At 73.4% G+C, this 18,603-nt stretch carries 17 protein-coding genes; 11 read left to right on the plus strand and 6 right to left on the minus strand.

Going from position 1 to position 18,603, the window contains the following annotated elements; genetic code table 11:
• Window positions 1-3: 3 nt before the first annotated feature.
• The 3 genes from O7598_RS20225 (at window position 4) to O7598_RS20235 (ending at window position 3,986) form a co-directional block, all read left to right on the plus strand.
• Window positions 4-1,152, plus strand: coding sequence for a sensor histidine kinase (locus O7598_RS20225; protein WP_269692891.1), 1,149 nt, complete (start codon window positions 4-6; stop codon window positions 1,150-1,152).
• The gene (locus tag O7598_RS20230; protein ID WP_269692892.1) at window positions 1,149-1,811 is read left to right on the plus strand and encodes a response regulator; all 663 of its coding nucleotides are present in this window, start codon (window positions 1,149-1,151) and stop codon (window positions 1,809-1,811) included. Before O7598_RS20225 ends, O7598_RS20230 begins: the two co-directional genes overlap by 4 nt.
• 87 nt (window positions 1,812-1,898) lie before the next feature.
• Window positions 1,899-3,986 carry an AfsR/SARP family transcriptional regulator gene (locus O7598_RS20235; protein WP_269692893.1) on the plus strand — a complete coding sequence of 696 codons (2,088 nt, stop codon included), beginning with the start codon at window positions 1,899-1,901 and terminating at the stop codon, window positions 3,984-3,986.
• A 33-nt stretch (window positions 3,987-4,019) separates the two neighbouring features.
• Here O7598_RS20235 and O7598_RS20240 read toward each other — a convergent pair whose 3' ends face one another.
• A complete protein-coding gene (locus tag O7598_RS20240; RefSeq protein WP_091068224.1) occupies window positions 4,020-4,574 on the minus strand; it encodes a murein hydrolase activator EnvC family protein in 555 nt (184 codons plus the stop codon).
• Window positions 4,575-4,747: 173 nt separating this feature from the next.
• Here O7598_RS20240 and O7598_RS20245 point away from each other — a divergent pair, with 173 nt between their 5' ends.
• Together O7598_RS20245 and O7598_RS20250 are read left to right on the plus strand one after the other, a co-directional pair.
• Complete coding sequence (locus O7598_RS20245; protein ID WP_269692894.1) at window positions 4,748-5,482, plus strand: hypothetical protein; 735 nt, start codon at window positions 4,748-4,750, stop codon at window positions 5,480-5,482.
• 153 nt (window positions 5,483-5,635) lie between these two features.
• Window positions 5,636-6,229: a hypothetical protein gene (locus tag O7598_RS20250; RefSeq protein ID WP_269692895.1), complete on the plus strand. Its 594-nt coding sequence runs from the start codon at window positions 5,636-5,638 to the stop codon at window positions 6,227-6,229.
• 56 nt (window positions 6,230-6,285) lie between these two features.
• Here the strand turns inward: O7598_RS20250 and O7598_RS20255 are convergent, their stop codons facing one another.
• Window positions 6,286-6,864, minus strand: coding sequence for a DUF3455 domain-containing protein (locus tag O7598_RS20255; protein WP_269692896.1), 579 nt, complete (start codon window positions 6,862-6,864; stop codon window positions 6,286-6,288).
• Between the two features lie 165 nt (window positions 6,865-7,029).
• Window positions 7,030-7,512: a GNAT family N-acetyltransferase gene (locus O7598_RS20260; protein WP_269692897.1), complete on the minus strand. Its 483-nt coding sequence runs from the start codon at window positions 7,510-7,512 to the stop codon at window positions 7,030-7,032.
• A 202-nt stretch (window positions 7,513-7,714) separates the two neighbouring features.
• Between O7598_RS20260 and O7598_RS20265 the strand changes: the two genes are divergently transcribed.
• The 3 genes from O7598_RS20265 to O7598_RS20275 are packed head-to-tail and all read left to right on the plus strand — an operon-like array spanning window position 7,715 to window position 11,076.
• Window positions 7,715-9,493, plus strand: a complete 1,779-nt coding sequence (locus tag O7598_RS20265; protein WP_332367377.1) for a hypothetical protein — start codon at window positions 7,715-7,717, stop codon at window positions 9,491-9,493.
• Window positions 9,494-9,508: 15 nt separating this feature from the next.
• Entirely contained in the window at window positions 9,509-10,510 is a 1,002-nt protein-coding gene (locus O7598_RS20270) for a glycosyltransferase family 2 protein (RefSeq protein ID WP_332367378.1), read from the plus strand.
• A gap of 20 nt (window positions 10,511-10,530) precedes the next feature.
• Window positions 10,531-11,076: a fascin domain-containing protein gene (locus O7598_RS20275; protein WP_269692899.1), complete on the plus strand. Its 546-nt coding sequence runs from the start codon at window positions 10,531-10,533 to the stop codon at window positions 11,074-11,076.
• Here O7598_RS20275 and O7598_RS20280 read toward each other — a convergent pair.
• Window positions 11,057-11,242, minus strand: coding sequence for a hypothetical protein (locus O7598_RS20280; RefSeq protein ID WP_269692900.1), 186 nt, complete (start codon window positions 11,240-11,242; stop codon window positions 11,057-11,059). The genes O7598_RS20275 and O7598_RS20280 overlap by 20 nt on opposite strands.
• Before the next feature lie 28 nt (window positions 11,243-11,270).
• Between O7598_RS20280 and O7598_RS20285 the strand changes: the two genes are divergently transcribed.
• On the plus strand, window positions 11,271-12,080 hold the full coding sequence (locus O7598_RS20285) for a DUF2306 domain-containing protein (protein WP_269692901.1): 810 nt from the start codon (window positions 11,271-11,273) through the stop codon (window positions 12,078-12,080).
• Here the strand turns inward: O7598_RS20285 and O7598_RS20290 are convergent.
• Complete coding sequence (locus O7598_RS20290) at window positions 12,020-13,303, minus strand: hypothetical protein (RefSeq protein ID WP_269692902.1); 1,284 nt, start codon at window positions 13,301-13,303, stop codon at window positions 12,020-12,022. The genes O7598_RS20285 and O7598_RS20290 overlap by 61 nt on opposite strands.
• 251 nt (window positions 13,304-13,554) lie before the next feature.
• On the opposite strand from O7598_RS20290, the gene O7598_RS20295 reads away from it, so the two are divergent.
• Window positions 13,555-16,008, plus strand: coding sequence for an ATP-binding protein (locus tag O7598_RS20295; protein WP_269692903.1), 2,454 nt, complete (start codon window positions 13,555-13,557; stop codon window positions 16,006-16,008).
• Window positions 16,009-16,058: 50 nt separating this feature from the next.
• Here the strand turns inward: O7598_RS20295 and O7598_RS20300 are convergent, their stop codons facing one another.
• Window positions 16,059-17,615 (minus strand): cellulase family glycosylhydrolase, encoded by a 1,557-nt coding sequence (locus tag O7598_RS20300; protein WP_269692904.1) that lies wholly within the window; start codon window positions 17,613-17,615, stop codon window positions 16,059-16,061.
• A gap of 258 nt (window positions 17,616-17,873) precedes the next feature.
• On the opposite strand from O7598_RS20300, the gene O7598_RS20305 reads away from it, so the two are divergent.
• A complete protein-coding gene (locus O7598_RS20305) occupies window positions 17,874-18,515 on the plus strand; it encodes a DUF7003 family protein (protein ID WP_269692905.1) in 642 nt (213 codons plus the stop codon).
• Window positions 18,516-18,603: the final 88 nt, after the last annotated feature.

An 18,603-nucleotide genomic window follows, 5' to 3' on the forward strand; every position in this document is an offset into this window, starting at 1 on the left:
GGGGTGGTGGCTGACGACGCCGGGCGCGGCGGCCGGCGAGCCCTGGCCGAGGTCGCCGGGCTGACCGTCCTCGTCCTCGCGAGCGCCGCCACCGGTGCACCCGGCCGGCGGTCGCTCGATCTCGTGGGCGCGCTCCTGCTGGTGACCGCGGCGATCGCGGTGGCCGCGCGCCGACGCCGGCCGGCCGTGACGCTGGGCGTCGCCACCGCCTGCCTGCTGGCCTACCAGATCCCCGGCTACCCCGGCGTGGCCGCCGCCCTGCCCGTCCTGGTGGCGCTGCACGCCGCCGTCACGGCGGGGCGTCGACGGGCCGCCTGGGTGGCCGTCGTCGTCATCCTGACCGTCGGGTTCGCCGGCGAACTCGTCACCGCCGAGGGGCGGACTGCGCCCGACGTCTTCCAGCGCTGGTTCCTCCTCATCGGCTGGATGGTCGCCGCGTGCGTCGCCGCCGAACTGTCCCGGCACCGCCGGATCCACCTCGACCACGCCGAACAGCGCGCGCGGGACGCCGAGCGAAGCCGGGAGGAGACCGCGCGACGTCGTGCCGACGAGGAGCGGCTGCGCATCGCCCGCGAGCTGCACGACTCCCTCACCCACTGCATCTCGATCATCAACGTGCAGGCCGGCGTCGCCGTCCACCTGGCCCGCAAGCACGACCAGCCCGTGCCGGAGGCCCTGGTCACCATCCAGCGGGCCAGCCAGGACGCGATGCGCGAGCTGCGTGCCACGCTCCGGGTGCTGCGTGCCGGCGACGGTCCGGGCCGGGTCGGGCTGGACCACCTGGACGGCTTGGTCCGAAGCGTCGGCGAAGCGGGCTTCCCGGTCGACGTGACGGTCACCGGGCAGTCCCGGAAGCTGCCCACTCCGGTCGACCGGGCCGCGTTCCGGGTCATCCAGGAGGCGCTGACCAACGTCACCCGGCACGCCGGGCCGGCGAGCGTCCGCGTCCGGCTCCGCTTCGACGAGCACGAACTCGTGATCCACGTCGACGACGACGGCCACGGCCACGCGGGCGCCGAACTCGTGCCCGGGGTCGGGCTGACCGGCATGCGGGAGCGGGTCACCGGCCTCGGTGGGTCGCTGCACGCCGGCCCCGGGCCCGGTCGCGGCTTCCGCGTCCGCGCCGCCCTTCCCCTGGAGACACCGTCGTGATCCGGGTGCTGCTCGTCGACGACCAGGCGCTGATCCGGGCCGGGTTCCGCGCCCTGATCGACGCCGAGGACGACCTGGAGGTGGTCGCGGAAGGCGCCCACGGTGAGCAGGCCGTCACCCTCGCCGCCCGCCACCGGCCCGACGTGGCGCTGATCGACATCCAGATGCCCGTCCTCGACGGCATCGAGGCGACCCGACGGATCGCCGCCGACCCGGCCCTCGCCGCCGTACACGTGGTCATCCTGACCAACTACGGCCTCGACGAGCACCTCTATGCCGCGCTGCGCGCCGGCGCCGCCGGCTTCCTCGTCAAGGACACCGAACCGGCCGACGTGCTGCACGGCATCCGCGTCGCCGCCCGCGGGGACGCCCTGCTGTCACCGGCCATCACGCGCCGTCTCATCACCGAGTACGTCTCCCGGCCGCCCCTGGCCGACCCGACCGCGGTGTCGGGCCTGCTGACCGGCCGCGAACGTGAAGCCGTGGCCCTGGCCGCGCGCGGCATGTCCAACGACGAGATCGCCGGTCACATGGTCATCAGCGTCGCCACCGCGAAGACCCACATCAGCCGGGCCATGACCAAGCTCCGGGCCCGTGACCGGGCGCAACTCGTGGTGATGGCCTTCGAGAGCGGCCTCGTCGCGCCCCGCACGCCCTGACCGCCTAGGATCGATGGTGACCGACGTCGATGGACGGCAGACCCGATCGTCGGCGGGCACCGCGGGACAGGAGCCAGTCGGAAGCTGATGACCGAGCAGGGCGAGCCGGAGGGGCAGCGCCGGCTGTGGTGCGGCGTCCTCGGGCCGCTGCGGGTACGCGCCGCCGGCACCGACGTCCCCCTGCACGGCCGGCGGCAGCAGGCGCTCGTGGCCACCCTGGCCCTGCGGTACCCGGCCGCCGTCCCCCCGCGCACGCTCGCGCACCGGGTGTGGCCCGAGCGGTACCCGCCGGACCCGGACGGTCTGCGGGTCCTCGTGCACCGGGTCCGGGCGCGGCTCCGGGCCGTCCACCCGGACGCCGCCGCCGGCCTGCGGCACACCGTCGACGGCTACCAGCTGGACCTCGGCTCCGGTGGCACCGACCTCGCTGATCTCCGTGAGCTGCGCGACCGCGCCCATCGTGCCGAGGCGGCCGGTGACCTCGCGACCGCCGTCGCCCTCGTCGACCGGGCGACGGACCTGATACGCGGCGCGCCGTGCCAGGGAGTCTGGTCGGACCCGGGCCGGTGGCCGGAGCTCGTCCCGGTGTCCGAGGAGGTGCAGGCGCTGCGGCGGCTGTCGCTGGACGTACGCCTGCGCCTCGGTGACCACCTGTCGGTGCTGCCCGAGCTGGCCGTCCTGGCCGTCCGGGAGCCGACCGCGGAATGGGTCCACGACCTGCGCCTGCGGGCGCTCGCCCGCGCCGGCCGGTACGACGAGGCGGTCACCGCCTATCGGACGTTCCGCCGTCGGGTCGTCGACGACCTCGGGGTGGAGCCGAGCACCGCCATCACGCGGACCTACCGGCGGATCCTCGACCACCACGACGACCCGACGGCCGGGGCCGCCCCGCCGGCGCCTCGGGGCCGGACGACGACGTCGCTGACGTTGCACCGCGCCGGTGCCTGGATCGCCGATCGCGGCGACTACCGGCAGGCGTCCCACTGCTTCACGGCGAGCCTGGACCTCGACGGGGATCCCCTGTCGCGCGCCGAGGCACTGCTGCGGCTCGGCGAGATCGGCTATCACCAGACGGGTGGCGGCCTCGACGAGCTGTCGCGGGCGGCGACGCTGTTCCGCAGCGCGGGCCGGTGGCACCAAGCGGCAGAGGCGCTCTCCTGGCAGGCCCGGTCGCTCTGGCTCCACCCCGGGGAGGGTGGTTCCGCCGTGCGACGCACCGCCGAGGTCCTCGACCTGCTCGACGAGCGCGCTCCGGATGCCGCCGGCGCCGCCGCCCTGGTCAACGTCTGCGGGATCCTGGCGGTCAGCGACCAGGACGCGCAGGCGAGGCGCGCCGGCCGGCTCGGCCTGCGCTGGGCGCGGCAACTGTCGTTGACGCCGCTGGATCTCCGGGCTCGCGGCAACCTGGCGCTCGTCGAGCTGGGCAGCGGTCACCAGGGCGTGGCGGCCGAACTCGACCGTGTCACCCAGGCGTACCAGGATCGGGTGGGCTGGGTGCCGCCGGTGCTCTGGGTGGCGCTGGCGGACGCCGAGGACCGGCGGGGGCGGCTGGGTGCGGCGGCGGCCTACCGGGAGCGGGCCCTCGGTCGGGTGCGCGGCACGGCGGCCACCGCCGACGTCCCCTGGCTGGTCGCCGAGCAGGTGCGGGAGGTGTTCCACCGGGGCAGGTGGGCCGAGGCCCGGGCGGCGGGCGACCGCTACCTGCGGGGTGACGGTCGGGACCATCGGATGGCCTCCGAGGTGCACGTCGTCCTGGCACGCCTGGCCCTGCACCGGCACGACCTGCCCGGCGCGCACCACCACTCGTCGACGGCGGAGATGCTGGCCCGGCGCGACGGCGGAGCGGCGCTGCTGGGTCCCGCGCTGGTGCAGCGGCTCCGGGTGGAGGTCGCCCTGCGCCGGCCTCGGGCACGCGTCGCCCCGGTCGTGGAGGAGCTGCTGGACTGCGTGGCCGGGCGGGCACTGACCAGCAGCTTCGGCGTCGACCTGCCGCTCGCGTTGCGGGAGTCCGGGGTGGACGGCCGCACGCTCACCCGGCACGCCCCCGCCGATTCGCCCTGGCTGTCGGCGGCGGACGCGGTACTGGCCGGCGACCCGGCACGTGCCCGGAGGATCTACCTGGCCGTGGGCAGCCGGGGTGATGCCCGGCAGCTGGCGACGGCGGCGAGCGGATGATCCGCTCGCCGCCGTCGGTGGATCAGCCGGCGGTCAGTTCAGACCGGCGAAGTCGAACGGGACGGCACCCCCGCGGGTCACGCTCTGGCCGCAGCTGCCGGCCGAGTTCCAGACCTGCGGCGAGTCGTACCGCAGCATCTCGAAGTGCAGGTGCGTGCCGCCGACGCCGGGCGGCGAGACGCCGCCGGTGTAGCCCATGTAGCCGATGCCGTCACCACGGTTGAAGTACTCGCCCACCCGCATCCGGGAGACGTAACCGTCGAGGTGGCCGTAGAGGGTGCTCCATCCGCTCGCGTGCGAGATGATCACGAAGTTGCCGTAGCCGCCGGCGTCCCAGCCGACGTAGCTGACCGATCCGCTGTAGGCGGCGGAGACCACCGAGCGGTAGTTGCCGGCGATGTCGTAGCCGTCGTGGTTGTCGTAGCCGGGACACCGGTCGTCCACCTTGCCGGTGATCACCCCGGTCGCCGGCCACTTGACCGCGCCGTAGGCCGCCAGCGCCGCCGTCGGCGCGGCTCCCGCGCCGAGGCCGAGCCCGCCGGCCATGAGTCCGAAGATCATGAGTACGCGCAAGAACGTACGTCGCATGGGAGGAAATCCTGTCGTAGACGGGGCAGGTCACGGCGCGCGCCGCCGGAACAGGACGTTAGGAGACCTGCGGTTACACCGCCGTTACACCCCGCACTGACCTGGGGCTGCACGCTCGCCGGTCGGCACCGCAGAATGGGCACGGCGACCGATCTCGCCGGCTGGGAGGCGAAGTGGGCATCCGATTCCCTCGGCGGCGACGCCGGGTCTGGCTGGTGGCCGGGCTGGTCGTGCTGACGCTGGTCACTGTCGCGTCGGTGGCTCTGGCGTACCCCTCGGTGGCCGCGACCACCTGTCCCCGCTGCTACGGCCTGGTGCCGGTGCAGGGCCGGCTCTACGCCGAGCCCGGCCTGTCGGACGCCGACCGGCAGCGGCTCGTCGAGGTGTACCGCGAGGCGAATCGGCAGGTCGACGAGTTCTACCAGGGGCGGCGGAGCGACCCGACAGTCCTCGCCTGCCTCACCACCGACTGTTACCAGCGGATCGGTGGCGGCGGCGAGCGGGGGGTCGCGGTCCGCAACTGGGCGCTGATGCTCTCCCCCCGTGGCATCTCCACGACGATCGCCGCGCACGAACTCTCCCACGTCGAGTTCCGTGCGCGGCTCGGTTCCCGGCACGCGGAGGTTCCGCAGTGGTTCGACGAGGGACTCGCGGTCCTGGTCGCCGACGACCGGCGTTACCTCGCGCCGCCCGCCGCACCGGACCGCTGCCGGGACGCGGCCCCGGGGCCGCTGCCGGAGACGCTGGACGCGTGGCTGCGCGCGGCAAGCGCGGACGAGCAGGTGTACGCCAGGGCCGCCTGCCGGGTGAGCCGCTGGGTCGACGCGCACGGCGGGCGGCAGGCCGTGCGCGACCTCGTCGACCGGCTCCGAGACGGTGAACGTTTCGCCGCGCTCGTCGACGGCTGAAGCGGAGGGGGCGCCGCCGAGGCCCGCTCCGGCCCTCCCTCCCGGGGCCGGGTGAGCGCGTTCCCCCGGGAGGGGGATCGATCGCCGCGCCGCTTCGCCGAGGGTGGAGGCATCGCAGGGCCGCGGCAGCGCGGCCGGACAGGGAGGACCACCATGCGCAGGACAATCGGATACGGGCTCGCGGCGGCGGCGGCCGTCGTGGCGGTGGCGACGCCGGCCGGGGCGGCGGAGCACGGGCCGGCCCGGGTGACCGGGTCGGCGGAGTTCGTGCTGCCGTACGGGCAGGACGACGACGTGCGCTCGTTCGCCTTCGACGTCCGGTCGGTGCCGTACAGCCGCCCGATCCCGTTACCCGGCGGCGAGCAGGGCTCCCCCGCGGACGCGACCGGCACGGTGCGGGTCGCGCACCGGCTGGCCGCCCAGAACGTCACCGTACGGTTCGAGGCGGCGGTCGACTGCATGATCACCAGCCCGGGCCATGCGACCCTGACCGCCGTCGTCACCCGCGCCGACGAGGTTGCCAAGGACTTCCTCGGCAAGCGGGTCGGCTTCAGCGTGCAGGACGGCGGACGCGGGCGCGACCGGGTCGGGTTCACCTGGTCGGCCAGCGCCGACCAGGACGAGACGGGTCAGTGGGGTCCGTCGCGGATCGGCACCTGCCTCGCCCCGGCCGCGTTCGCCACGGTCACCCGCGGGGACTACCGGGTGCGCCACGCCGAGCTGACCGCGCCACCGAGCGGCGACTGACCGGGGGTCGCCGTCCGGTGCCCGCCGGGGAGCCGGCGGGCACCGGGGCGATGCCGCTACTTCTGCGCGGTCCAGAAGACGTAGACCGCGCCGTACGGCACGGCTGCCGTCGCGCCGTCGGTGCAGGGACCGGCCGGGGCGACACCGCCGCTGGTCAGCAGCCGGTTGACGTACGCGACGTCGGCGAACGTGCCGGCACCGGTGTGGGTGTCCACCGTCAGCAGCAGCTCCGGGATCGTCCCCGCGCGCGGGGACTCCGCGGTCTTCTTCGCCGTGATCAGCGAGTTGTCGCGCTCGGACTGCCAGCTCGGGCCCTTGAAGTGGTGCACCCGGCCGCCGGTGCCGATCAGCCGGGCCTCCGGCACGGACCCGCCGGTGAACACCCCACCGGCGCACGTGTAGGTCTGCGTTCCGCTCGTGACGACGTACGCGCCGACCGGACGGGATCCGGCCGGTGGCCGGATCGCCGGGGCGATGCCGGGGATCGCGACCCGGCGGGCGTCGGCGCCCACGGCGGCCGGCGCGGCGACCTCGGTCGCCGACGCCTGGAAGGTCACCCCACCGATCGCCGCCAGGACGCCGGCCATGCCGACGACGGCGAGCGCCCGGATCCGGGAGCGAGACGTACTGAGCATGCGATTCCTCCGTTTCGGGCAGGCGCGCTCGCGCCTCCGCAGTCCTTAACGGACTCCTCCCGGACAACGATCGAGATCACCTGGGTTCTGCCGGTCGCCCTGCCGTCCCTACCGACATGTGGGACACCGGCCGGGTCGCCTCCGACGCCCGGCCGGTGCGCGCCGTCAGAGCGATCTGTAGTAGCGGACCAGGGGCAGGGCGGTCATGCCGAGACGGTCGTAGAACGCCCTCGCGGGTTCGTGGAACGGGTCACCACCGGTGCCGATCGAGACCACCTCGGCACCCGCCTGCCGCATCGCGTCGAAGGCGTGCGCGCAGAGCGCCGTGCCGACATGGCGGCGGCGTCGGTCCGCCGCCACGGCGATGATGTCGATCTCGCCGCTGCGTCTGTCGGGGTTCGTCTGCCACGCGGCGAATCCGAGCAGCGCGTCGCCGTCCTCGGCGACGACGACGTGCTTGTGGTTGCGCGGGTCGTGCAGCCCCAGCCACATGTCACGGTAGTCCGCGCGCCAGGCGCCGTGCTGGTTGGCCATGATCGCGTCGCCGACGATCGACCGGAACGACTCCTCGTAGAACGGCCCGAAGGTGGCGATGGTCAGTGCGAGCAGTGGTTCCCGGTCGGACGACCGGAACGGGCGCAGGTTCATGTCGGTGCCTCTCGTCTGAAGGACATGTCGAACGACCCGACCTGATCGACAGGTCGGGCGACTCACGGCTCGGATCGAGCCGTCCCTCAGAAGCGGGTACGCCCGGCGGCGAAGCACTGCATGGTCGGTGACCCTAGCCCAATCGATCCACATCTCGGGCAACCGATCGACATCGCGATCGACATCGGACAACATCTATCCCATGAATGCCCGGTCCGTCGACGCTCGACCACCTGTCGAGAGCGCGAGCCCCGACCAGATCCCCGGTGATCCGCCCCCGGTCGGGCGGCGCCGGCGACCCCGCCTGGAGTGGATCCTCGCGACCCTGGCCAGCCTGCTGCTGGCGGTGGGGTTGACCTGGCCGACGCTGCGGCACCCGGCGACCACGATCCCCGGCGACCTGGGCGACCCGACGTTGCAGGCCTGGCAGGTCGCGTGGTCGGGGCACGCCCTGCTCAGCAACCCGCTCGGCCTCTGGCACTCGAACACGTTCTATCCCGAGAGGTACACGTACGCCTACAGCGACACCCTGCTCGGATACGCGCCGATCGGGATGCTCGGCTCGGGCTTCGAGGCGGCCGTGGTCCGCTACAACGTGCTGTACGTGCTCCTGCACGCGCTGGCGTTCCTCGGGGCGTACGCGCTGGCCCGGCAGCTCGGGGCGAACCGGTGGGGCGGGGCGGTCGCCGGCGTCGCCTGGGCGTACGCGCCGTGGCGGCTGGCGCACGCCGGCCACCTGAACATCCTGTCCAGCGGGGGCATCGCGCTGGCGCTGGCGATGCTGGCCCGCGGCCACGGCTGGTCGCTGCGGCACGGCTACCGGCCGGAGCGGCGACGGCCCGGGTGGGCCCTGGCCGGGTGGCTGACCGCCGCCTGGCAGGTGAGCCTCGGCTTCGGCATCGGACTGCCACTGGTCTACTTCCTGCTGGCCGCCGTGCTGGTGGCGGCCGGTTGCTACGGCTGGTCGTGGTGGCGTCGGCGGGAGCGCCCGCCGTTCGGCCGGCGGCTGCTGCTCGCGGACCTGGCCGGTGGCGCCGCGTTCGGCGCGGTGACGGTGCTGCTCGGCCTGGTCTACCTGCGCGTGGTCGACCTCAACCCGCAGGCGCAACGGACGCTGGACTGGACGAAGATGTTCTCCCCGCCACTGATGGGGTTCCTCACCGCCCCGGCCGACTCGTGGGTGTGGGGCGAACGGCACGCCGCGGCGCGCGAGCAGTTGAGCTGGCCGCCGGAGATGGCGTTGTTGCCGGGGATGACGCTGCTCGGGCTGGCCGCGGCCGGGCTCTTCGTCTCGGCGTACCCGCCTCGACGCCGGGTCGCGCTGGGGCTCGGCGTGCTCGGCACGGTGCTGCTGGGCCTGGGCGCCACGCTCGGCGGGGACGGCGATCCGGGCTACCTGACGTTGTCCACGCACCTGCCCGGCTGGGACGCGCTGCGCACGCCGGGCCGGCTGATGCACTGGACCAGCCTGCTGCTCGCGATGCTGGCCGCCGGGCTGGTGACGGCGCTGGCCGAGTCGTCGGGTCGACCCTCGAACCGCCGCCGGGCCCGGATCCTCACGTCGCTGGTCCTGCTGGTGCCGCTGGCCCTGGTCACCGTGGAGGGCGTCAACCGGACCCCGCACCCGGCCGTGCCCCGGCCCCCGGCGGCGCTGCGGGGCGCGCCGGATCCGATCCTGGTGCTGCCCGCCGGCGGCGTCGGCGACCTGACGTACATGCTGTGGACGACCGACGGGTTCCCCCGGGTGACCAACGGGCTCGGCGGATTCGAGCCGGCCAGCCAGGCGCGGACCCGGGCCGCGATCGCGTCCTTCCCCGACCCGGGCAGCGTGGCATACCTGCGCGGGATCGGCGTGCGGTCGGTCGTGGCCGTCCCGGACCGCGCCGCGGGGACGCCCTGGGAGGGCATCGAGGCGCGGCCCGTCGACGGGCTGGGCATCACCCGGGAGGAACGCGATGGCGCGCTGGTCTACCACCTCTGACCTCGGCCGGGCGAGGTGACGACGGTGCGGCTTTCCGTGGTGGTGCCCTGCTTCAACGAGGAGGCGTCGGTGGAGCGGTTGCACGAGACCGTCCGCACCGCGCTCGCCGCGCTGCCCGACGTGGACGTCGAGGTGGTGTACGTCGACGACGGCAGCGAGGACGGCACGCTCGCGGCGCTGCGCCGCCTCGCCGCCGCCGACCCGTGCGTCTGCTACCTGGCGTTGAGCCGCAACTTCGGCAAGGAGGCGGCGATGCTCGCCGGCCTGCGCCGGGCGACCGGCGACGCGGTCGTCATCATGGACGCCGACCTGCAACACCCGCCGCGGCTCCTGCCGGAGATGGTGGCGCTCTACCGTCAGGGCTTCGACCAGGTGATCGCCCGGCGGGACCGGCGCGGCGACCGGTTCGTACGGAAGATGGCCTCACGCTCCTTCTACCGGGCCATCAACTGGTGGATCGACGTGCGCCTGCTGGACGGGGCCGGTGACTTCCGGCTGCTGTCGCGGCTCGCGGTGGACGCGATCCTGGCCATGCCGGAATACAACAGGTTCTCCAAGGGCCTGTTCTCCTGGATCGGCTTCCGGACCGCGGTGGTGGCCCACCGCAACGAACTCCGCCAGGCGGGGCGGAGCCGCTGGTCGTTCGGCAAGCTGTTCAACTACGCGTTCGACGGCCTGCTGTCGTTCAACAACCGACCGCTGCGCCTGGCGATCTACGGCGGCCTGTTCCTCACCCTCATCGCGGTGGCCTACATGGCCTGGGTGGTCGCGGACGCGGTGGAGAAGGGCATCGACGTTCCCGGCTACACCACGATCATCGTCAGCGTGATCGGGCTCGGCGGCATCCAGATGATGCTCCTGGGAGTGATCGGCGAGTACATCGGCCGGATCTACTACGAGACCAAGCGCCGGCCGCACTATCTGGTGCGGGAGACGGAGCGCCTGGTCGCCGAGACCGACGAGGGCCGACCTCGACCGGGTCCCCTCGACGGTCCACCGTGGGCTAATCTACGTTGATCGATCGAGAGGGAGTGCCGGTGACTGCAGCCCACAAGCCCACGGTCCGGATCGTCGCGCCACTTGTCGCACTGGCTGCGGTGCTCATGGCGGCGGTGCCCTCGGCGACGAGGGCGGCGGCGGCCCCGCCAGGCGTCGCTGCCGCGGAGTGCTGGAACCCCGGCCCCATCTGGTCGCTCGCGGCGAACAAGTACGTCAGCGCGAACCTCACGGCGACCGGCGCCCCACTCCAGGCCCGCGCCAGCAGCTCCGGAGCCTGGGAGCAGTTCAAGCTCGTCTGGTTGAGCAGCAACGGCGAGTACGCCATCTACTCGATGGCCGCCAAGAAGTACGTGCGGGCGGATCTCACCGCGACCAACTATCCGCTGAGGGCCGACTCCGCCAGCATCGGTTCCTGGGAGCGGTTCTACGTCACCAACTGGGGCAGCTACTTCACCATCTCGCTCACGGCGGTGGTCAGGTACGCGGGCGCCAACCTGACCTCGGGTCCCGACTTCCCGATCCAGGCGCGCGCCGACAACTTCGGCGCCTGGGAGCAGTTCAGGATCACGCGGAGTCCCTGCTGATCGACAGCGCCCGCCGTCCACGGCGGGTCAGGGCCCGGGTGATCGCGCAGTAGTCGCCCACCACGACGGTCGGCGTCCCGGCCGGCGCGCGGTGGTGCCAGCACCACGGGTACGCGGGAGGCAGCACCGCTGACCCGGCGGCCCGGACGGCGCATCGTTTCCGCATCAGCTTCACGCCTGACGCAGGAGGCGACATGCCGACGCAACTCGACAGTCCATCGTCCGCGCCGCCCCGGCGGCGTCGACGGCAACTGCGCTGGATGGTGCCGCTGCTGCTGCTCGCGGTCGCGTTCGTCGGTTACGCGCTGCCGCCCTATCTGACGCTCGACCCGAGCCGGTCCCGGCTGCCGGCGCAGGAGGCGCACCCGCAGTACTACCCGTTGCTGGTGGCGCACATCGTGTTCGGCTCGGTGGCGCTGCTGGCCGGGTGCTTCCAGGTGTGGCCGTGGTTCCGCCGCCGCTGGCCGGCCGCCCACCGCTGGACGGGCCGGGCGTACCTCTTCGGCGGGGTCTTCCCGGCGGGCGTCGCCGTGCTGGGCGTCGCGCCACTGAGCAGCACCGGCTTCGTCTCCCAGGTCGGCAACACCATGTTGGCGGTCCTCTGGCTGGCCACCGCGGTCGCCGGCTACCGGACGGCGCGGCGACGCCGGTTCGCCGAGCATCGCCGGTGGATGGTGCGCAGCTTCGCCTTGACGCTGTCGATCGTGCTGAACCGGCTCTGGGTCGTCCTCTTCGTCGTCCTGCTGCTCCCCCAGGTCGACACGACCTACGGCGGCGACCAGGACGCGATGATCCGGGCCGCGGCCGGCGCGAGCGTCTGGACGAGCTGGGTGGTCAACCTGCTGGTCGCCGAGTGGTGGCTGGAGCGCGGCGCCGTACGCCGCCGGAGCGGGCCGGTACGCCGATCGCGTACCGGCCCGCCGACCGGATCGGAGGCGGATGCTCAGCCCAGCACCACCCCCGAGGCGCCGACGCCGGCCAGCCCGGAGAAGATGTCCTCGTAGTACATCCGCCAGGCGCAGACCCGGCCGGTGGGGACGTACCCGGTGCAGGCCGTCGCGGTGTTGGTGTCGTCGATCGCGGAGTTGGTGCCGGTGGCGTACACCTGGGCGGTGTTCGCCCCGTTCACGATCTCCACCGGGCCGCCGCTGTCGCCCTGGCCGACCGCGTTGGTGCGGGTGGTGCTCTCCGCCTGGACCTGGCCGCAGACGGTGCCGAAGTTGCGAATGTTGATGCACAGGTTGCGGGCCTTGACCTGGATCGAGCAGCGGGTGCCGGAGTAGGCGCCCGAGGTGCACACGAAGTTGCCGACCTGACTGGCGAGCGCGCCGATCACCTGGTTGCTGAACTCGCTGGTCACCGCGCCGGCCGCGTCGGTGGTGTTGTTGAAGACCCGGCCGCCCCCGCTGCCCGCGAGCAGCAGCGTGTCGGTGCCGACGTTGCGGGTGCCGACGATGCCGATCGTCTGGCCGGTCGGGTCGGTGGCGACGTTGTTCAGGTTGCCGCAGTGCGCGGCGGAGAGCACCCGCGACACCCCGCCCTGGAGGACGCCGAAGCCGGTCGAGCAACCGCCGCCGGTGGTGGCGTTGCGCCAGGCGGCGCCGCCCCACCACGGCGGCGAGTCGTCCCACCGGGTGGCGGGCGCGGCGGCGACGCCGGTCTGCACGGTCACCGGGACGCCGGCGAGGCTCGCCGCGCCGAGCAGCCCGTGCTGCGTACCGACGAGCAGGCCGGCGCCGTCGGCGCGCGGCCCGACCGTGGTGATCTCGTCGCCGGCCGCGGCGCGCAGCCGGGCCGCGGCCACCGCCAGCTCCCGCTGCGAGTACGCGGCGGGCAGCACCCGGGTCGGTACGACGCTGCGGGCGGCGGCCAGCAGGCCGGCCGGCGCGGCGCCCTTCCAGTAGACCTGCAACTGGCGCGTGGTGGGGTCGGCGACGACGCCCGCGAACCCGGTGTCCGGTCCGCGTCGCGTCGCCCGTTCGATCCGCGCGGCGGCCGTGTTCATCCGCTGCTGCACCGTGAACAGCTCCGCCCAGGACGCGAAGCCGGCCGGCGCCGGGGTGCCGGCGACGAACGACCCGGTGGTGGTCGCCTTGCCGGCCGGCGCGGCCGCGGTGGCCGGCGCGGTGGACACGCCGGTCGCGAGCAGCGTCAGGCCGACCGCCGCGACGGCGGCGCGCCGCAGCAGTCCGCCGGCCCGTCGCGCGGTCAGTTGTGGGTGACTCATCAGGTGCTCCCTTTCCCCAGGTGGCATGGCACGGGCCGAGCCCGCCCTGGGACGGTGGCACGGACCGTCGGTCGCCCGCGGCGCATCCTGGACCCGGCTGGACACGGCCGGACACGACCGGCCGCCTCCGGTCCGTCCGGAGTGGAACTGTCGGAGATCAGCGTTGGTCTATGGGCATCCTCGACCCCGGCCCTAACCTCCCGGTGTCGGCTTCCCTCGGCAGCCGGGGAGAGGCCGGCGGGGGAGGCCACATGTCCGACCAGGCGGAGCATCGTGGGACCGGGAGAACGCCACGGGGCGCGACCGCGGCGGACCGCTCCGGGTACCCGGTGATCCGTGCCGCCGACACCGCGCGGACCGTCCCGGACCTGGCCGGCCTGCTGCGCCAGCTCCGCCGCCGGGAGGCCCGGCAGCAGGGCGAGACCCCGTTGACCTACCGGCAGCTGGCCGCGAAGACCGGCTGGTCGCGCGGCGTCATCGGGGAGTACTTCGCCGGCAACATCCTGCCCCCGACGGAGCGGTTCGACGTGCTGATCCGCCTGCTCGGCGCGACCGCCGTCGAGCAGGGGGCGCTGGCCACCGCGCGGGACCGGGTGGAGGAGGCGCGACGGCAGCCCGACCCGGACGACACCTCGGCCGTACGGGCCGGCGGCGGGCGGGCGCGGACCCGGCCGGCACGACTGCCCGTGCCACGCCAGCTCCCCCCGGCGCTGCCCGGCTTCGTCGGCCGGGCGGAGCATCTGGCGCGGCTGGACGCCGGAGGCGGCCCGGCGTCCGACGACTCCGCTGCCTCGATCGTGGTCCTGTCCGGGACGGCCGGGGTGGGCAAGACGACCCTGGCGGTGCACTGGGCGCACCGCGCCGCCGACCGGTTCCCGGACGGCCAGCTCTACGTGGACCTGCGGGGATTCGACTCCACCGGCACGGCGGTGACGCCGGCCGAGGCGGTCCACGGCTTCCTCGAAGCACTGGGGGTCGCGCCGGAGCGGATGCCCGTGCACCTGTCCGCACAGGTCGGCCTCTACCGCAGCCTGCTGGCCGACCGCCGGATCCTGGTGCTGCTGGACAACGCCCGCGACGTCGAGCAGCTCCGGCCCCTGCTGCCCGGCAGCCCGGGCTGCCAGGTCCTGGTCACCAGCCGCAACCGGCTCGCCGGCCTGATCGCCGCCGAGGGCGCCCGCTCGATCACCGTCGGGCTGCTCAGCACCGCCGAGTCCTGGCAGTTGCTGGCCCGCCGCCTCGGCGCGGACCGGCTGGCGGTCGAGCCGCAGGTCGTGGACGAGATGGTCGAGCGGTGCGCACACCTGCCGCTGGCGCTGGCGGTGCTCGCCGCCCGGGGCGCGGCGCACCCCGGCTTCCCGCTGGCCACCCTCGCCGCCGAACTGCGCGACGCGGCCCGGCTGCTGGACGCGTTCGACACCGGGGACGCCGACACCGGCGTACAGGCGGTCTTCTCCTGGTCGTACCGGAGCCTGACCCCGGCGGCCGCGCGGCTGTTCCGGCTGATCGGCTGCCACCCCGGGCCGGAGATCGGAATCCCGGCCGCGGCGAGCCTGGCCAGCCTGCCCCGTAACCAGGTGCCCCGGCTGCTGGCCGAGCTGGCCCACGCGCACCTGCTCACCGAACACGCGCCCGGCCGGTTCGGCGCGCACGACCTGCTGCGTGCGTACGCGGCCGAGCTGAGCGAGCGACTCGACCCGGACGGCCAGCGACAGGCGGCCGTCCGCCGTGGCCTGGACCACCACCTGCACTCCGCGCACGCCGCCGCGGTGCTGTTGCAGCCGGGCTGGGATCCGGCTCCCCTGCCCGACGCCCTGCCGGGCGTGGTGCCCGAGGAGATCACCGACCAGGAGCACGCGCTGGCCTGGTTCACCGCCGAGCACCGCGTACTCCTGGCGGCGGTGGCCGACGCGGAGCGCGCCCGGTGCGACGGGCACGCCTGGCGACTGGCCCGGACCCTGGTCGACTTCCTGCAACGGCAGGGACGCTGGTCGGACCTGGCCGACGCCCAGCGGGCCGCCCTGGCCGCCGCGCGGCGGGCCGGCGAGCGCACCGGGCAGGCCAACGCGCACCGCGACCTTGCCCGCGCCCTGACCCGGCTGGGCCGGCAGGAGGAGGCCGCCGGCCACTACCGTGACGCGCTGGCGCTCTTCGCCGACCTCGGCGACCACAGCGGGCAGGCCCGCACCCACCGCGCGTTCGGCGCCCTGCTGGACGCGCTGGGGCGGTACGAGGAGTCGCTGCACCAGGCGGCGCGGGCGCTGGCGCTCTACGAGCGCACCGGCCATCCGGCCGGGCAGGCCAGCGCCCGCAACGCGATGGGCTGGGCGCACGCCCGGCTCGGCCGCTACGGCCCGGCGCGCGGGCACTGCGAGCAGGCGTTGGCCCTGCTGCGCCGGACCGACGACCGGCACGGTGAGGCGAACACCTGGGACAGCCTCGGCTTCATCCACGACGGGCTCGGCAACCACCGCCGGGCGATCCGGTGTTACGGCCGGGCGCTGACGCTCTACCAGCGGATCGGCGACCGGTACGACGAGGCGGACACGCTCACCCGGCTCGGCGACAGCCGGCACGCCAGCGGGGACCGGGCGGGCGCGCTGCGTACCTGGCGGCGGGCCCTGGCCATCCTCGACGGTCTCGGCCACCCGGACGCCGAGGGGGTGCGCGAGCGGCTGGCGTCGGCCGCGGCACCTTCGGGATGACCGGACGGGCCGGGCGTCCGCGACGCCCGGCCCGCCGGTTCAGGGCCGGCTCAACCGGCCACGCAGGACAACGACGGTACGGCGTTGGTGCCGCCGGACGACCCCAGGAAGCCGAAGGTCGTGCTGCCGCCGGCGCTGAGCGCACCGTTGTAGCTGACGTTGCGGGCGGTCACCGCCGAGCCGCTGGTGGTCACCGTCGCGCTCCACGACTGCGTCACCTGCTGCCCGTTGGCGAACGTCCAGGTCACGGTCCACCCGCTGATCGCCGCACCGCCCGCGGTCACCCGCACCTCGGCCTGGAAGCCGCCCTGCCACTGACCCGTCACCGTGTACGACGCCGAGCAGGAGCGCCCGTTCGACGGCGGTGGGGTCGTCGGCGGCGGGGTGGTCGGCGGGGCGGTGGTCGGCGGCGTGGTCGGGGTGCCGCCGCCGACCGCACTCATGATGGCGTCGATGATGCCCTGCTGGGTGACGGTGGCGGAACCGCGGTTGAACAGCCCGAACCCGTACGCCCCGTTGTAGCCGTTGTCCCAGTAGGCGGTGGCCGCCCCGTACTTCTTGGCGGTGGACACCAGGGTGCGCGCGTAGTCGGCGCGATACCTGTTGTTCGTCGAATCGGCCGACGTCTTGTCGACCGAGCCGTACTCGCCGACGAACACCGGGTATCCGCGGGCGACGAAGGTGTCCCGCATCTTCTTGAGCTGCCCGTCCATGAAGTCCTGCTGTCCCCAGGTCGACTTGCGCGCCGGAGTGGTGGCGGCCGGCCCCCACTGCGTGATGGTGCCGTTCTCCTCCCCGGCGAAGTCCCAGGGGTCGTAGTAGTGCACGGAGATCATGAGCCGCTGCTCGTTGGCGGGAACGGACGACGACCGGTACTGGTCCGTCGGCAGCGCGAATCCGTAGTTGCCCACCGTGTAGTCGATGTTGGTGTTCCAGCCCGCGATGAGCAGCCAGCGCGAGTTGTTGTTCCCGCCGGATCTGCGGACCGTGTCCACGAAGATCTGGTTGTAGGCGTTGATGTTCGAGTAGCACGGCTGGGTCGGGTTGCCCCACTGCCCGTCGAATTCCTCGTTCATGGACTCGAAGATCAGGCGCTCGCTGTAGCTCTGGAACCTGGTGGCGATCTGCTGCCACACCTTCTGATACTTGTCCCGGATCGTCGTCTGGTTCGACGAGTCGCAGATCAGCCAGGAGCCGGTTATGGTCTTGTAGCCGTCGCCGTGCATGTTGATCAGCACGTACAGGCCGCGACTGTAGGCGTAGTCGACGATTTCCTGGATCCGGTTCAACCAGGCGGAGCTGATCGTGTAGTTCGGGGCCGCTCCGATGTTTCCCAGGTAGGAGACCGGGATGCGGATCGTCTTGAATCCCGCCGCCTTCACCCGGTCGATGAGCGCCGGCGTCACAACCGGGTTTCCCCAGGCCGTCTCGCTGGGGATGCCGTTGGCGTTGGCCTCCAACGCGTTCCCGAGGTTCCAGCCCGCGCCCATGTCCGCGACGAGCTGCGTGGCGTTCAACTGCCTGATGCCGTCGGCCGACGCGGAATTCGCCACCAGGGCCGCCGATCCGACCAACGCCAATATTCCGGCGAGGAGGGCGAACTGCACCCGCCGCAGGGTTGCTTTCACAGGATTCTCCCGTCCGAACCGACCGTCACGCTCCGTTGTCGAATTTATTCGACGATGGTCGATTATGCTTTCGATAAGGATCAGAGCAATGAAAGCATAGACGTCGATGCATAGAGCAAACAAGGACGGGCTCCGGCATGCGGGATTCGACACCGATTCGACCGGCGCGGTGCACCGGAGCCTGCCCGTCGGACGCGCGCCGGCCCCGGGCATCGGAGCCGTCTAGACTGCCCGATCGTGCGCTCCGCCGAGATTCTGGAACAACTCGACGCCGCCGACGAGGACTACCTGTTCCCGGACCTCGGGCACGTCTACCACTACGCCGTCGATGCCCGACTCCACGCCTACCGCGACCCGCGACGGTGGGCGCTCGTCGTCGAGACCGTCGGCTACTCGCCTCGAGCCGGGAACCTCGTCGACGTGCTCCACGTGTTCGGCGACTGCCTGACCAGCGGCGAGCCCGGCTACGAGAACGGCGACTTCCACGACCGGGTCGACAACTGGGACGAGATCGAGGACTGCGACGAGCCGGAGATCTACCGGGGCGGGCCGATCGTGGTTCGCGGTGAGCCGATCACCGTGGCGGCCGAACCGGGCGAGGATCTGGTGGACGTGCTGCGCCGGCTGGTCCCGCGTCATCGCGGGTTACTCCTGGCGGACGAGAGGGAGCTGCGGCACCGGATCCCGCCGGACGTACCGGAGGTTCTGCGGCTCGACCATTGGCACCACCCCGACCCGGCGGAGGGGCAGCGGCCCAGCGAATCCGAGGCGTTCCGCCAGATCGCCGACGTACTGGCGACCGGCGACATCCGTCGGTACGCGCCCAGCCTGCCACCCAACACGCACTGGTCCCGGTGGCCCAGGTCGGGCAGCCTCTAGCCGGCCGGGCCCACGCCGCCACGTCGCGGAGTGTGTCCTGCCGGCGTAACGGCCGAGGGATCGTGGGGGGCCGAACCGGCCCGCCCAC

Source organism: Micromonospora sp. WMMC241, assembly GCF_027460165.1.
Classification (GTDB): Bacteria; Actinomycetota; Actinomycetes; order Mycobacteriales; family Micromonosporaceae; genus Micromonospora; species Micromonospora humi.